The sequence below is a fragment of the Marinobacter nanhaiticus D15-8W genome (genome assembly GCF_036511935.1).
GTDB classification, from domain to species: domain Bacteria; phylum Pseudomonadota; class Gammaproteobacteria; order Pseudomonadales; family Oleiphilaceae; genus Marinobacter_A; species Marinobacter_A nanhaiticus.
In genome coordinates, this window is the sequence record NZ_AP028878.1 from 3,914,466 (window position 1) to 3,929,689 (window position 15,224).

General features: G+C 59.4%; 14 protein-coding genes and 1 tRNA gene. 6 read left to right on the forward strand and 9 right to left on the reverse strand.

Annotated elements, in window-relative coordinates:
- Positions 1-30: 30 nt before the first annotated feature.
- Genes RE428_RS17575 through RE428_RS17595 form a run of 5 tightly spaced genes read right to left on the reverse strand, consistent with a single transcriptional unit; the run spans position 31 to position 4,164 of the window.
- Positions 31-1,095, reverse strand: a complete 1,065-nt coding sequence (locus RE428_RS17575) for a succinylglutamate desuccinylase/aspartoacylase family protein (RefSeq protein WP_004583246.1) — start codon at positions 1,093-1,095, stop codon at positions 31-33.
- A gap of 1 nt (position 1,096) precedes the next feature.
- Positions 1,097-2,002, reverse strand: a complete 906-nt coding sequence (gene rimK, locus RE428_RS17580) for a 30S ribosomal protein S6--L-glutamate ligase (RefSeq protein ID WP_004583247.1) — start codon at positions 2,000-2,002, stop codon at positions 1,097-1,099.
- A complete protein-coding gene (locus tag RE428_RS17585) occupies positions 1,999-2,478 on the reverse strand; it encodes an ATP-dependent zinc protease family protein (RefSeq protein WP_004583248.1) in 480 nt (159 codons plus the stop codon). Before RE428_RS17585 ends, rimK begins: the two co-directional genes overlap by 4 nt.
- Entirely contained in the window at positions 2,465-3,337 is an 873-nt protein-coding gene (locus RE428_RS17590) for a mechanosensitive ion channel family protein (protein WP_004583249.1), read from the reverse strand. Before RE428_RS17590 ends, RE428_RS17585 begins: the two co-directional genes overlap by 14 nt.
- 23 nt (positions 3,338-3,360) lie before the next feature.
- Entirely contained in the window at positions 3,361-4,164 is an 804-nt protein-coding gene (locus RE428_RS17595; protein ID WP_004583250.1) for a hypothetical protein, read from the reverse strand.
- A gap of 228 nt (positions 4,165-4,392) precedes the next feature.
- Between RE428_RS17595 and phrB the strand changes: the two genes are divergently transcribed.
- Positions 4,393-5,793, forward strand: a complete 1,401-nt coding sequence (gene phrB / locus RE428_RS17600; protein ID WP_004583251.1) for a deoxyribodipyrimidine photo-lyase — start codon at positions 4,393-4,395, stop codon at positions 5,791-5,793.
- 314 nt (positions 5,794-6,107) lie between these two features.
- Here the strand turns inward: phrB and RE428_RS17605 are convergent, their stop codons facing one another.
- The 4 genes from RE428_RS17605 to hemA form a co-directional block, all read right to left on the reverse strand.
- Positions 6,108-6,854, reverse strand: a complete 747-nt coding sequence (locus tag RE428_RS17605) for a HesA/MoeB/ThiF family protein (RefSeq protein ID WP_004583252.1) — start codon at positions 6,852-6,854, stop codon at positions 6,108-6,110.
- Positions 6,854-7,735 (reverse strand): peptide chain release factor N(5)-glutamine methyltransferase, encoded by an 882-nt coding sequence (gene prmC / locus RE428_RS17610; protein WP_004583253.1) that lies wholly within the window; start codon positions 7,733-7,735, stop codon positions 6,854-6,856. Before prmC ends, RE428_RS17605 begins: the two co-directional genes overlap by 1 nt.
- The gene (gene prfA / locus RE428_RS17615) at positions 7,728-8,813 is read right to left on the reverse strand and encodes a peptide chain release factor 1 (RefSeq protein WP_004583254.1); all 1,086 of its coding nucleotides are present in this window, start codon (positions 8,811-8,813) and stop codon (positions 7,728-7,730) included. The genes prmC and prfA overlap by 8 nt, the downstream gene beginning before the upstream one ends.
- 93 nt (positions 8,814-8,906) lie before the next feature.
- On the reverse strand, positions 8,907-10,271 hold the full coding sequence (hemA, locus tag RE428_RS17620) for a glutamyl-tRNA reductase (RefSeq protein WP_004583255.1): 1,365 nt from the start codon (positions 10,269-10,271) through the stop codon (positions 8,907-8,909).
- Positions 10,272-10,770: 499 nt separating this feature from the next.
- Here hemA and RE428_RS17625 point away from each other — a divergent pair, with 499 nt between their 5' ends.
- From RE428_RS17625 to RE428_RS17645, 5 genes are all read left to right on the forward strand, one after another.
- Positions 10,771-12,528, forward strand: a complete 1,758-nt coding sequence (locus RE428_RS17625; protein WP_040883810.1) for a tetratricopeptide repeat protein — start codon at positions 10,771-10,773, stop codon at positions 12,526-12,528.
- Entirely contained in the window at positions 12,525-13,178 is a 654-nt protein-coding gene (gene lolB, locus RE428_RS17630; RefSeq protein ID WP_004583257.1) for a lipoprotein insertase outer membrane protein LolB, read from the forward strand. The genes RE428_RS17625 and lolB overlap by 4 nt, the downstream gene beginning before the upstream one ends.
- Positions 13,151-14,032, forward strand: a complete 882-nt coding sequence (ispE, locus tag RE428_RS17635) for a 4-(cytidine 5'-diphospho)-2-C-methyl-D-erythritol kinase (protein WP_040883812.1) — start codon at positions 13,151-13,153, stop codon at positions 14,030-14,032. The genes lolB and ispE overlap by 28 nt, the downstream gene beginning before the upstream one ends.
- A 19-nt stretch (positions 14,033-14,051) precedes the next feature.
- Positions 14,052-14,126 (forward strand) — tRNA-Gln (locus RE428_RS17640).
- 52 nt (positions 14,127-14,178) lie between these two features.
- Entirely contained in the window at positions 14,179-15,123 is a 945-nt protein-coding gene (locus RE428_RS17645) for a ribose-phosphate pyrophosphokinase (protein ID WP_004583259.1), read from the forward strand.
- Positions 15,124-15,224 lie beyond the last annotated feature (101 nt).

Consider the following 15,224-nt stretch of genomic DNA (forward strand, 5'->3'; position numbering starts at 1 on the left):
GCTACATAAAGACAAACCATGTGCCGCAGTTTACTTTTGCTGATCATCCCAAGGATGGACCGGCAACACCGCCTCGGTCACTTCCGGGTCCAGCTTGGAGCGGAAGTAATCCATCGCCTTCTCTGCCTCGGCAATCTCATCGAACCGGGCAATGTGGTAGATCGCCTCGCCTTCATTCACCAGCGGCAGATTGTTCATGCCGATGACGATGCCGGACACCGAGGCCGTGAGCGCCGTTTCGGTCTCGCCGAATGGATCTGCAATTACCGCCAGCTTCTGCCCTTTGCGCACGCGCTGCCCAAGCCGGACGATGGGACGCATGATGCCATCAATATCCGCCCGTACCCAGGTTGAGGTCGCCGCGACTTCAGACCGCTTCGTAACTTTGATACGCGATGCCTTGGGCGGCAGCATCTCGAGCGCACGCATGACCCGGATAATGCCTCGTACACCGCTGGAGATGATGACATCGTCGAACCGTAGCGCCTCGCCGCCCTCGTAGGTGATGACCGGGATGTCCAGCGAGTCGGCATATTCCCGCAGGGTCCCCTCTCGGAGGCTGGCGTTGAGGATGATCGGTGCGCCGAAGGCTTCGGCGATGCGAATCGTTTCAGGATTCTTCAGCTCGGCGCGGATCTGCGGCAGGTTGAAGCGATGGATAGCCCCGGTGTGCAGGTCGATGATATGGGTGACATTCTCCATGATCTGGGTGCGGAACAGATAGGCAATCCGTCCACCCAGGGTACCGCTCTCGGAACCGGGGAAGCAGCGGTTGAGGTCACGCCGATCAGGAAGATAGCGGGTGCGCTGGACAAAACCGAAGACGTTGACGATCGGCACCGCAATCAGGGTACCGCGCAGGTGGCGCAATGCCCCGTAGCGCAGCACGCGCCGGATGATCTCCACGCCGTTGATCTCGTCACCGTGAATCGCCGCGCATACCAGTAGCACCGGCCCCTCGCGACGCCCATGCACCACTTCCACGGGGATATGCAACGGCGTATGGGTATAGAGCTTAGCCACGGGAACTTCAACCGTCTTCCGCGTGCCCGCCGGAATTTCTTCACCGGCGATCTTAAAAGGCGCCCGTGCCATATCAACCTCTCCCTTTGGTACGGGTTTTCCAGGGCTTCTGGTTCTTTTCCGTCCAATCGATGATCATACCCGCGATGTTTTTGCCGGTCGCTGTTTCAATGCCCTCAAGCCCCGGCGAGGAGTTCACCTCCATCACCAACGGCCCACGACTGGAGCGTAGCAAATCCACCCCGGCTACGTTCAAACCCATCGCTTTTGCAGCAGCGATTGCAGTGCGGCGCTCTTCCGGCGAAATGCGCACCAACGAGGCTGTACCGCCACGATGCAGGTTGGAGCGGAACTCCCCTTCCCCGGCCTGGCGCTTCATGGCCGCGATCACCTTTTCACCGATCACGAAACAGCGAATGTCAGCACCACCGGCTTCCTTGATGAATTCCTGCACGAGGATGTCCGCTTTCAGACCCATGAAGGCCTCGATCACACTTTCAGCTGCCTTGCGGGTTTCCGCCAATACCACCCCGATACCCTGAGTGCCCTGCAACAGTTTGATCACCACGGGCGATCCGCCCACCATGCGGATCAGCTCGGGCACGTCGTCCGGTTTGTTGGCGAAACCGGTGACCGGCATACCCACACCCTTGCGCGCCAGGAGCTGCAGCGACCGGAGCTTATCCCGGGAACGGCTGATGGCCACCGATTCATTGACCGGGAACACGCCCATCATCTCGAACTGGCGCAGCACCGCAGTGCCGTAGAAGGTGACTGACGCACCAATACGCGGGATCACCACATCAAAATCATCCAGGATTTCCCGGCGGTAATGGATTTCCGGGTTGGCCGAGGTGATATTCATATAGCAATGGAGGCAGTCGACCACCCGCACCTCATGCCCCCGGTTAAGGCCTTCCTCGACCAGTCGTCGGGTGGAGTAGAGCGACTTATTGCGCGAAAGTACGGCAATTTTCATTGATTGCTCCCGATGGCCGGCTCTCCGGCCAGATAAGAATGTTGGGGCTGTACCAAGGCGCGGCCGGCCATCGCCGTGCGACCCAGCAGCATGCGAAATCGCATGGAATCGCGATTGGTCAGTGTCATCTCGATGTCCCAGCTGGTATCGCCCACCACTACCGGCGTGACAATCACCAATCGCTGCTCCCGGTGACCACCGGAATCCGACACCACCCGCTCGTCGAGAACAGAAGCATCACATTCCACCACCGTATGGAGATCGTTCTGGTAGGGGTGCACCCAAAAGCGCACCCGACGTTCGTTGTCCTGGGTATACGGCTCCATCCTGAAGGTGTGAAGGCAGGAAGTACGGGCACCGGTATCGATCTTCGCCTTGATCCGTTCGATACCCAGTTCCGGCAATCCCAGCCATTCACGCCACCCCAGGGCAACCAGGTTCTTGCTGGCCGAAGCCGCGGTGTCATTTTTCGTCATGGGTCACGTCCTGTTTGGCTCCCTTCCCACTAACCAGCTCTATCTGGAACGGTGCCGACTGGCTACCGGCATAGACGCTGGTATGCGGGAACGGGATCTCGATGTTCTCCCGATCAAATGTCGCCTTGATGTCTTCCATCATTTCGCTACGGCCTTCCAATACCTTATCGGCTGGAACCCAATAGGAAAACTGCAGGTCCACGGACGACGGGCCAAAGGCCGTCATCTGTACAAAGGGTCTGGGCTCCTCCAGGCAATGACTGTTGCTTCGGGCGAGCTCCAGCAGCAGTCCCTCCACGCGACGCACGTTTTCCCTATAGGCGATGCCGATGGTCAGGTCCAGGCGACGAATGGGAAAACGCGAACGATTGATCACGCGGGTCTTGATGATGGTCTCGTTGGGAATGCGCACGTAGAGGTTATCGGCCGTACGCAGCTTTACGCTCAGCATGTCGATGCCGATGACCTCACCGATCGTGCCTTCCACTTCGATGAAGTTGCCGATCTCGAACGGCTTCTCCACCAACAGGAAGAGTCCGCTGATCATATTGGAGGCTGAAGTCTGGGACGCGAAACCAATGGCGACCGTAAGGATACCCGCAGCCCCGAGCAACACATCCGGCGCAAATCCAGCTTCCCGCAAGGCGGCGACGATAAAGATCACGAACACCGCATAGAACACCACGCGCCGGAACATCGCCGTCACATGGCGCGACGAGCGGCTGCGCAGGAAGCCGGTGGTACTGCGGGCCGCCAGGGTTGCCAGCACGAAGCCGACCACCAGCAGCACCGCAACGCGAATCCAGGCGCCCCAGTTTATCGATGTCAGTTCGCCAACCAGCGACTGCCAGATCTCCACGCTAAGCTACTCCTGTCAGGGTTCTAACCGAAAATGCGGTCCAGGGTCTTGATCAATACCCCCCGTTCGCTACGGGTTCGCGGGGCGGCCAGCATCTCACACTCGCCCGCCTCGACAGGCATCTTGCTTGATACCTTCAGGCGCGCTTCGGCGATGTCCGTTTCGCAAATCACGGTGACCTTGGGCGTCCAGAGTTGACGACGGTCATTCCGATACAGTGGCAACAACGGTGTCGGCAAACTAAAGCGCTCCAACAGTAACGGCTCCGGTCGGCGGTTGCGGATATTCACGGGTGTGATAACGCGCCATGGACGCTTGGGTACGGCGTCCAGCACCAGTCGCGCGAATGTGGGCGCGGTATAGCACAAGTCACCATCCATGGTGGAGCGCCCGACCCAGGTCAGTGACGGCTCCGCCAGCGGCATTTCCAGCAACTGGGTCTGGGTCCTGCCCACCAGGATGCGTAGCCACACCAGCGTCGCCACATAGATCGTACATTCTCGCCCCGCCGGAATCGTCAGTGGCTGGTAAGGGCGGATCATGGTGGGCCGGTCAGCCAGGGCCGGCATGAAGATGATTTGGTTGCCGTCATCGGGACGCACGAACCGGTGGGTCTTGACCTCCCCCACCGGCAGAACGTGGCTGATCGACTGGCGCCATTCGGTCCAGTCCGTCTCCCCGGAATCGCGCTCCCAACGGACCTGCCATTCGTTATCCAGCAACGTGACCCAGAAGCGGGTCTCGCTCAGCTCATGTTTTTGCGTTTGGCCGGATTCGAGGTGATAAGGATGATACCAACGGCCGTAATCGTCCTGGACTTGCTCCATGACTCCCTGTTATCGCCTGTTTTGAATGGAAAAAAGAGACTGGCGGCGACTGACCGCCAACGATACGACAAGGCGCACTATGTAGACTGGATTCCAGAAGGACTCAAGTAAGCACTAATCCGCATAACGCGCACGATAAAAACTAATAATTTCATTTAACTATAATCCAAAGGACCACTTGCCGCGAATAAACGACAAGTTAACCCTTCAACGCTACAAGGACGACTCATGCCGCAACTGGTCTGGTTCCGCAACGACCTCCGCGTCGCCGACAACCCGGCCCTGGTGGCCGCCTGCAATGAGGATGATAAGGTCGAAGCGTGTTTCATCCTGACGCCGGACCAATGGCAGGAGCATGACTGGTCGCCCGCACGGGTCAACCTCATCCTCGACCACGTTGAAGACCTCGGGCGACAGCTTGCGGGACTCGGCATTCCCCTGCATATCCTGCAGGCGAAGCGCTTCAGCGAAAGCCTGGACGCTCTGGAAAAGCTGACAAAGGAACGCAGCGTCACTACGGTCCATATCAACGAGGAGTATGCGGTCAACGAAAGACGCCGGGACAAGACGGCGCACCAGCGTCTGCAGAAGCTGGACATCGCACTGCACAAATACCGGGACCAGACCGTCGCGCCCGTCGGCACAATCCTCACCCAGCAGGACCAGCCCTATTCGGTGTTCACACCGTTTTCACGCAGTTGGTGGGACTGGGTCGAGAAAGCCAATCCCCAGAGCCTGGCAATCCCCAAACCCCAGGGTCCAAAAATCAAGGCGCCAGAACGCCCCCAAACGCCTTCGAACTTCCGCAAGGCGCCGCCCCCATTGGTCAAGAGCGGTGAAGATGCCGCACATGATGCGCTACAGGAATTTCTCGATGAGCGCGCGAACCACTACAAGGACGAGCGCGATTTCCCGTCGCTCAATGGGACGAGCCTGCTCTCGCCGTATCTGGCCAGTGGCATCCTGTCCGGCCGCCAATGCGTGCAAGCTGGGCGGGAAGCGCTAAAGTCCCAACCCAGCTCCAAGGGCATCCGCACCTGGCTCAACGAAATCTGCTGGCGTGATTTCTACGTCAACATCCTCTATCACTATCCGCGAGTCAGCATGCACCGGGCCTTCAAACCGGAGACGGAGGAGCTCACCTGGAACGACCCTGAGAATGTATTGGAGGCCTGGAAGGAAGGACGTACCGGGGTGCCACTGGTGGATGCTGCCATGCGCCAGCTCAACGAGACCGGCTGGATGCACAATCGACTGCGGATGGTGACCGCGATGTTCCTGTCGAAGAACCTGTTCCTCGACTGGCGGCTGGGTGAAGCCTACTTCATGCAGAACCTGGTGGATGGCTTCCTCGCCTCCAACAACGGCGGCTGGCAGTGGAGCGCATCCACCGGCACCGATGCAGCGCCCTACTTCCGGGTATTTAACCCGATGACGCAGAGTGAGCGCTTCGACCCACGCGGGGACTTCATTCGCCGCTACCTGCCCGAACTGCGGGACCTGGACAATAAACGTATCCACAATCCATCCGCCGGCGGCACCGTGCCTAAGGGTTACGTTCGCCCCATCGTCGACCTCAAGGAAAGTCGTAAGGATGCCATCGCCCGGTTTCAGGCCCTGAAAAAATAACGGCAGCGCGTTACCGGGAAAAACGTGTTATTGGGAAATAGAAGCCTAGTCAACAACGTTGGGGGTTCTTGCGCGAGCCAGCCTTACAGGCTGCTCCGAAGCTAAAGAGAGTGTTGCAAAACTACTGCGCTCGGCCATGCGGCGTTGGAAATCCGCTCAAATTGCTCATTTACTACCAGTAAACTGCGTTTTTTCGCGAATTTCCGCCTTGCCTGGCCTTCGCTCGCTACGTTTTGCAACACCCTCTAAAGCGTCGGCTACACACTCCAGTCGACCTGAATATGTGGCGGAGGCTTCCGCTTTTGAGGCGCCGACTAACCACTACATATCGGACATGCCGGATCGCGAGCCAGTTTCATCTCGCGCCAGTCCATGCGCCAGGCATCCAGCAGCAACAAGCGCCCGGTCAGGGGCTCGCCGACACCGGTCATCACCTTGATGGTTTCCATGGCCTGACAGGCACCAATCAGGCCGACTAACGGTCCGATAACGCCTGCTTCGGAGCAACTGAGGGCTTCATCGCCGGTTTCGGGATAGAGGCACTGATAGCAAGGCGTATCCGATTGACGGCTATCGAACACGCTGACCTGCCCCTCGCCGCGGATAGCTGCGCCGGAGACGAGCGGAACACCGGCACCAACGCAGGCACGATTGATGGCGAACCGGGTGGTGAAGTTATCGGTGCAGTCAACCACCACGTCGGCGCCGCGCACCTGCTCGATCATGGCCTCACCGGCCAGCCGGCAGGTCAGGGCATCAACTTCGATCTCTGGGTTGGTAGCGCGAACCTGCTCAGCCAGACACTCCGCCTTGGCCCGGCCGAGATCGGTGTGACGAAAGGCCACCTGACGCTGGAGATTCGGCAGCTCAACGGTATCGTCATCTGCGATGACCAACTTTCCGACACCGGCGCCGCCCAGATAGAGCGCCACCGGGCACCCCAGGCCACCAGCGCCCACGATAAGCACCTGGCTTCCCTTGAGCCGGAGCTGGCCCTGCACGTCGAGTTGCGGCAGGAGCAACTGGCGGCTGTAGCGCATCAGTTCGTCGTCATTCAGCATCATTTCTCCCCCGCCCGTTCTGTTGTTGCCGGATCACTATCCGCTTGCCATCGACCCACCGTGAACCGGTCATTGCCGCCATAGTCCCGGCGCGTTTCCACGGTATCGAATCCGGACTTGTCGAACAGAGCACGAACGGCCTTACCCTGGTCGAAGCCATGCTCGAGCATCAGCCACGCGCCCGGGACGAGCCAGTCAGGCGCCTGGGTCGTAATCTCCCGAATCGCATCCAGCCCATCGGCGCCGGAGACCAGGGCCGACGACGGTTCGAAACGAACGTCACCCTCGCCCAAATGCCGGTCATTTGCAGCAATATAAGGCGGATTACTCACGATGAGATCAAAGCGTTCCGGGGTCAAATCCCGAAACCAGTGACTCTTTTCGACTTTCACCGGAAGTCCCAGATGCCGCGCATTATCGCGCGCCAGGGTCACAGCGTCGTCCACCGCGTCGGTGGCCATGATTGTCCAGCCGCCCCGCTCGCTGGCCAAAGCAAGCGCGATTGCTCCAGTGCCTGTACCCAGGTCCAGCACACGGGCATCTTGCGGAAGCGGAAGCTCGAGCGCTGCTTCAACCAGACATTCAGTATCCGGTCGCGGAATCAGGGTATGTTGGCTGACATTGAGGGAAAGGCTCCAGAAACCCTGGTGCCCCAGCAGATGGGCGATCGGATGGCCGGCCACACGCTGCTGGACGAGACGCTCGAACGCGACGATATCATCGGTCGCAACAACACGCTCGGGCCAGGTCCTGAACCAGGTGGCGCTGCGATCGAGGACCGCCGAAAGCAAAAGCTCGGCATCGAGTCGCGGGCTGTCGCCGCCAATCCGGCCGGCGGCATCAACCAGTAATTCAGCGACTGTGAGCTCGACCTTATTCATCCGCCTGGCTGGCCAGTAGCTCGGCCTGACGTTCCTGCTGCAACGGTCCGATCACCGATGACAGGTCGCCGGCGATCACTTCATCCAGTTTATAGAGCGTGAGGTTGATACGGTGGTCGGTCACCCGTCCCTGGGGGAAATTATAGGTGCGGATACGCTCTGAGCGGTCGCCACTCCCGACCAGACTCTTGCGCTGGGCCGCCTCGGATTGCTGCTGTCGCTCGGTCTCGGCACTTTGTAGCTTGGCCATCAGCAGACTCATGGCTTTGGCTCGGTTCTTGTGCTGAGAGCGTTCGTCCTGGCACTCCACCACAATGCCCGTCGGAAGGTGGGTCAGACGGATTGCGGAATCGGTTTTGTTGACGTGCTGGCCACCGGCACCCGACGCGCGAAAGGTATCAACCCGGAGATCGGCCTTGCTGATCTCGATGGCCTCGGACTCGTCCGCCTCCGGCAGTACGGCCACGGTACAGGCCGAGGTATGGATGCGCCCCTGGGATTCGGTTTCGGGTACACGCTGGACCCGGTGGGCACCGGATTCGAACTTCAGGGCACCGTAGACGTGGTCCCCGCTCACACGGGAAATGATTTCCTTATAGCCACCGTGCTCACCAGGACTCTCACTGATCACTTCGACCCTCCAGCCGCGCGCCTCCGCGAAACGGCTGTACATGCGGAACAGGTCGCCGGCAAACAGCGCCGCCTCGTCACCACCGGTGCCGGCCCGGACTTCCAGGAAAGCATTCTTATCGTCATCCGGGTCTTTGGGCATCATCAGGTGCTGTAGTTCTTCATCCAGGCCGGCCTGACGGTCCCTGGCCGCATACAGCTCATCTTCAGCCATGGCCCGCATATCGGCATCGCCGTCGCGCATCAACTCCTCGGCTTCGGCGATGTCCTCCCCCGTCTTCAGGTACGACCGATAGCACTGGACGATTGGCTCAATTTCGGAGAATTCCTTGGACAACGCGCGGAAGCGCTCCTGTTCGGCGATCACCGACTGGTCGCTGAGTAGCGCGTTGACTTCATCGAAGCGGTCGTTAAGCCGATCGAGCTTGTTCTGAATCGAAGGTTTCATGCAGTGTCCAGGTCAGCAGCTCCGGTCCCGCCCTGGGGACCGCAAGCCGAAATTAGGCAGCGTATTCAGGTGTTGTAACGATAATTGATGACGCTAGGAATCATGATACTGAGGATCATGATAGCGTGAGCCCGATGCTTCGTGATCGGCATCGATAGTGTTCATTCGCTTCGGATCGTTAACCGGTGCTGGTTTCGACGACTCCGCCGGTGTCAACTGATGGAGTTCCCGCAGCCAATGGGTCACCTCGGTGCGGCCTTCGGCTGTCGCCTTGCGCACCTGCACCGATGGCTCGTGCAACAACTTGTTGGTCAAGCCGCGCCCCAGGCTACGCAACAGTGTTTCAGGATCCCCGCCATTGCGCAGCGCCCTCAATGCGCGCTCCACTTCCTGGTCGCGCAGCTGCTCGGCATGATGGCGGTATTGCTTGAGCGTGGACACCGCGTCCAACGCACGTAGTTGGTAGAGGAAATCCTCTGCCCCTGACTCGATAAGGCGTTCGGCCTCGCGAGCAGCCCCCTCCCGAGAGCGAATGTTTTCTTCGATAACGGTTCGCAGGTCGTCCACGGTATAGAGATAGACGTCGTCCAACTGTGCAACTTCCGGCTCGATATCCCGCGGTACGGCAATATCCACCATGAAATAGGGGCGGTGCTTACGTTTCTTCAGCGCCCTTTCGACAGCCCCCTTGCCCAGCACGGGCAACTGGCTGGCGGTGGATGCGATCACGATATCCACGCCCGCCAGGTTTTCAGGAATATCGGACAGCAGGATGCCATGGCCGCCGTAATCCCGTGCCAGCGACTCCGCGCGCTCCAAAGTCCGGTTGGCAACGATGATATCCGGCACACCCGCATCACGGAGGTGACGGGCAACCAACTCGATGGTGCGGCCGGCGCCAATCAGCAGTGCCTTGTTGCGGCGGAGGTCGGCGAAGATGTGGCGAGCCATACTGACCGCGGCATAGGCCACGGAAACCGGGTTCTCACCGATCGCGGTTTCCGTGCGGACCCGCTTGGCGACGGAGAAACTCTGTTCGAACAACCGTGAAAGCAGGGAGCCGCTGGCGCCATGGGAACGGGCAATGGCGTAGGCTTCCTTGAGCTGACCCAGAATCTGGGGCTCACCCAAAACCATGGAATCCAGCCCCGCCGCTACCCGCATCATATGACGCACGGCATCTTCGTTAACGTGGGTATAGAAGGACTCGGTGATCTCCGCCAGGTCCAGGTCGTGGAAGCCTGCCAACCAGCGCAACACGGTTTCAGAGCATTCATCTTCCGCGGCGAGATAGAGTTCGGTGCGGTTGCAGGTAGACAGGATGGCGGCTTCCTTGACACCGGCCGCGACCTTCAACGCGGAAAAGGCTTCACCCAGGTGTTCGGGGGTGAACGCAACGCGTTCGCGCAGCTCAAGCGGCGCGGTGCGATGATTGATGCCTAACGTGAGTAATGCCATGAATCCGGATTGCTACCTGCGTCTGAGAAACTGTGTCAAAGCCGTATTTAAAACTATGCCTGAAACGTCGTGGATCGACGGAAACCCAGGTCAAGAAACGGCATGATCGACCCTAACTATGTCCAATAATAGAAGATAGCCGGCCGGAATCGGACAAAGCCTGGTTCGACATTTTAGCGAGGGGCCGGCCCCCATGCCACCCGGGAACTATCCGTATTATCGGCAATCCAGGCTATACGCGGAAATTCCCGGACTCCAGGACATTGGCATAGGCCAAGCGCAACTGCCTGACAGCCATGGGCAATTTGCGGAGGGCCATGAGCAAACGGTCATTGGGCAAGGCTTTAACCTTGTGCCATTATAGTTCCGCGCACATTGGAGCCTGCCCTGGCTTTCATCCTTAATGTAGGCGTGAATGAACAGGACTTCACTTTTTACGGGCCCGAACCGTTATGGACCCGACGCCAGGCTCCCCAAGCCAATCGCCATTGGACGCATCATGAAACCAGTTTTTTCTGCTGTCACTGTTCTGTTGGGACTGGGGCTTGTGGGCTGTGCCCACCTCACCGGATCAGATTCTGAAGAAGCGACCGAGTCCGCCGAACCGACTACCCAGCAAGCGCCACAACCGCCTGCGGAAGAATCCATCAACTACGCCGACTTCGACCAGGAAACCCTCTACAGCCTGCTGGCTGCCGAGGTCGCCGCTCAGCGCGGCCGCTACGACGTGACCCTGGTCAACTACGTCGAGGCCGCCAAATCGTCGCGGGATATCGGCGTTATCAAGCGGGCTATGCGCATTGCCCAGTCCCTCAACGGCGACAATGCCCAGCTCCAGCTGGCCAACCTCTGGCTTGAGGTAGAACCCAACAACCTTGAGGCCCACCGGATCGCGGCCATCCAATACGTCAGGCAGAAGGATTTCGATCTGGCGCTCTACCATATGGAGCAGATCCTGGCCCAAGGCGAGGACGCCGACTTCGATGACCTGGCCGCTCTTTCAGCGCGCTTGCCGGCTGAGGATCAGCAACAGCTGCTCAAGCTCTACCGCGACCTGGCTGAACGCCACCCCGATAACCGCGAAATCCGCTATGGCATCGCCCTGCTGCTCAAGGCCGGCGGCGACCCGCAAGCAGCCCTCGAACAGATCGAACCCCTACTGGATGAGTCCGAACAGGCGCCCTTCCAGCCGGCCATCATCCTACGCGGTGACTTGCTGTACCAGATGGGCCAGCAGCAGGAAGCCCTGGACTACCTGCGTTACCAGTCCCGCCGCTTCCCTGACAACCGCAAGCTGGGCACCCTCTATGGCCGCATGCTGATCGAAGAAGAGCAGATGCAGGCCGCGGAGGATCAGTTCCAGTCCCTGATGGAACGTTTCCCGGATGTGCCGGGACTGCAGTTGTCCTACGCCCTGGTTGCCCTGGAAAACGGTAACGCGGACGCTGCCGAGGAAAACCTGACCCAATTGGTGGAAGAAGGCCATCACCTCGACGAGGCTCACTATTACCTGGGTCGCCTGGACGATGAAGCCGGGCAACCCAAGGAAGCGATCGAACACTACAGCCAGGTTACCGAAGGCGCGCATTTCCTGCCCTCCCTGTCACGCGCCACCTATCTGCGCGGTACTACCGGGGATCTGGAAGGCGCATTGGCGGACTTGCGCACCCTGCGCCAGCAGAACCCGGACCTGGCCGAAAACCTCTGGCTGATCGAAGTGAATACCCTGCTCGATCTGGATCAGAAGGCCGATGCGCTAGGCGCCGCAACCGAAGCCCTGCAGGAGTATCCAGAGAACGCCCGCATCCGCTATACCCGGGCCATGCTGTTCGACGAGATGGATCGCATTGCAGAGGCAGAAGCCGATTTGCGGCAGATCGTGGAAGCCCAACCGGACAATGCCGTGGCGCTTAATGCCCTGGGCTATATCCTGACGGAGAACACGGATCGCCTGCAGGAGGCGCGCGAGTTACTGGAGCGCGCCCTGGACCTGGACCCACAAAACCCTGCCATCCTCGACAGCGTTGGCTGGGTTCACTATAAGCTGGGTAACATGGCGCAGGCCCTGGACTATTTACGCCAGGCCTACGACGCCTTTCCGGACCCGGAAGTTGCGGCACACTACGGTGAAGCCCTGTACGTGAACGGCGAGGAGGATCAGGCCCGCGTCGTCTGGCGCCGTGCCCTGGACGAGCATCCGGACGATACGATCATCCCTGCCACCCTGGAACGCCTGGGCGTGGAGCAGGACCTTTGATCGCAGGAATCCATCGCACCGTCAAACATGGCTTCGTACTGGCGATCGCGCTGAGCCTGGCAGCCTGTGCCAGCGTGCCGCGCGAACCGCTGCCCGAAGGCCTGACCAATCAGCCGCCGGCAGATTGGGCCGAACGTGTCCAGGCGCTCTCAGAATTCACCCACTGGGAACTGCAGGGCAAGCTGGCCATCCGTCAGCCCGACGACAGCGGTTCGGCGGTGATCAACCAATGGCGGCAGATGAACGAGCAGTACCATCTACTGCTCTCCTCAGCCTTCCTCGGGATGGGACGCACCGAACTTCAGGGCATGCCGGGTTATTTGACCCTGACGATGCCTGACGGCGAAACCTACCGTTCCTCGGACCCCCAAGCGCTGATCGAGGCCGCCACCGGTTGGCAGTTTCCGGTAGACAGTCTGGCCTGGTGGATACGTGGCCTACCCGCGCCCGAGGGCGACTTTGAGCTACTATTCGATGATCAGGGCAACCTGGCCTCCATCCGCCAACAGGGTTGGGATATTCGTTTCGACCGCCGTAAGGATTTCATTGACGGCTACCCTGAATTGCCCGCCCGAATAACTGCACTCAAGGGCGAGCGGCGCATTCGCATGGTCGTCACCCAATGGCAGGAAACCGGGACCCAGCCGTGATCTTTACCTTGCCGGCACCGGCCAAGCTCAACCTGTTCCTGCACATTACCGGCCGGCGCTCGGACGGCTATCACGAGTTACAGACCCTGTTCCAGTTCCTTGAGCATGGGGACGACCTGACTTTCGAACCGATGGAAGGCACCGGCGAGATCATCCTCGAACCGGCGCTGCCCGACGTACCGAACGAAGCCAACCTGATTGTCCGCGCCGCTCGCCTGCTCCAGCAGGAGACCGACCAGCCGCTGCGGAGTGTCCGTATTACGCTGACCAAGCGGCTCCCCATGGGCGGCGGCGTTGGCGGAGGCAGCTCCGACGCCGCCACCGCACTGCTCGGACTGAATCACCTGTGGCAATTACATCTGTCGATCGATCGGCTTGCTGAACTGGGCCTTCAACTCGGGGCAGACGTGCCCGTCTTCGTGCGCGGCTTTGCGGCTTTTGCCGAAGGCGTGGGCGAGGTCCTGACGCCCGTCCACCCCCCCGAAGACTGGTTCGTTGTGCTCAAACCTGACTGCGATATAAACACCGGACTTATTTTTTCACAGGAAGGGTTGACAAGGGATACCCCGAGAATCACAATAGCGCCCGCTTTTGAGGGAGACGCCTCGAGGTACCGAAATGACTGCGAGGATATAGTCCTTAAACTGTATCCGGAGGTTAGAAAGAGCCAGGAATGGCTTTCACAATTCGGACCTGCAAGATTAACCGGAACCGGGGCTTGCATATTTGGACGTTTCCCAACAGAATCCAAGGCCCTTGAAGTTTGGGCAAGCAAACCCTCCGGCATCAACGGGTTCGTCACAAGAGGGGTGAATCGTTCACCGCTTCACACAAAGCTGACAGAGCTGGAATGATGCCGAAAAAGCACGATACTGGGGTGTCGCCAAGTGGTAAGGCAACGGGTTTTGATCCCGTCATGCGCAGGTTCGAATCCTGCCACCCCAGCCACCTTTCTCCCGCTTCTTCTGAACACAACGCTGAAACTGAGAAGGACTCCGTCGTGTCCAAATTGATGATTTTTGCCGGTAATGCCCACCCGGAACTTGCCCAAAAGATTGCCCAGAAACTGCATATCCCCTTGGGCGAGGCAACTGTCGGCAGATTCAGCGATGGTGAAACCACCGTTGAAATCAACGAGAATGTCCGCGGCCACGATGTCTTCATCATCCAGCCCACTTGCTACCCAACCAACGACAACCTGATGGAACTGATCGTGATGGCCGACGCCCTGCGGCGCGCTTCTGCCACGCGTATCACCGCAGTCATACCTTATTACGGCTATGCCCGCCAGGATCGCCGCGTGCGCTCCACCCGGGTATCCATCAGCGCCAAGGTCGTAGCGGACATGATCACCAGCATCGGTATCGACCGCGTACTCACCGTCGACCTACATGCGGATCAGATCCAGGGTTTCTTCGACATCCCGGTGGACAACATCTACGCCACGCCGGTCCTGCTCGACGACATCGAACGCCAGCGTTTCGAAAACTTCGTCGTGGTCTCCCCTGACGTAGGCGGCGTCGTGCGCGCCCGAGCTGTCGCCAAGCGCCTGAACGATGCCGACCTGGCCATCATCGATAAACGTCGTCCGAAAGCTAACGTTTCCCAGGTCATGCATATCATCGGTGATGTCACCGACAAGACCTGTATCCTCGTAGATGACATCGTGGATACGGCCGGCACGCTGTGCAAGGCGGCCAATGCCCTGAAAGAACATGGCGCATCCCGCGTTGTGGCTTACATCACCCACCCTGTACTGTCCGGCCCGGCGATTGAGAACATCAACGCCTCGCAACTGGATGAGCTGGTCGTCTGCGACACCATCCCCCTGGGTGACAAAGCCGCTAACTGTGATAGAATCCGCCCCCTCGGAATGGAAGGGCTCCTCGCCGAATCGATCCGTCGCGTCAGCAACGAGGAATCGATCAGCGCAATGTTTGAATAAGCCCTTAATTTCGAAAAGAAATAATAGACGCGGAGCCCTCAATGGCTCCGCGTTTGTTTAACACCCGGGAAAAACGGTGCCTCTACGGTTGCTGATTTCCG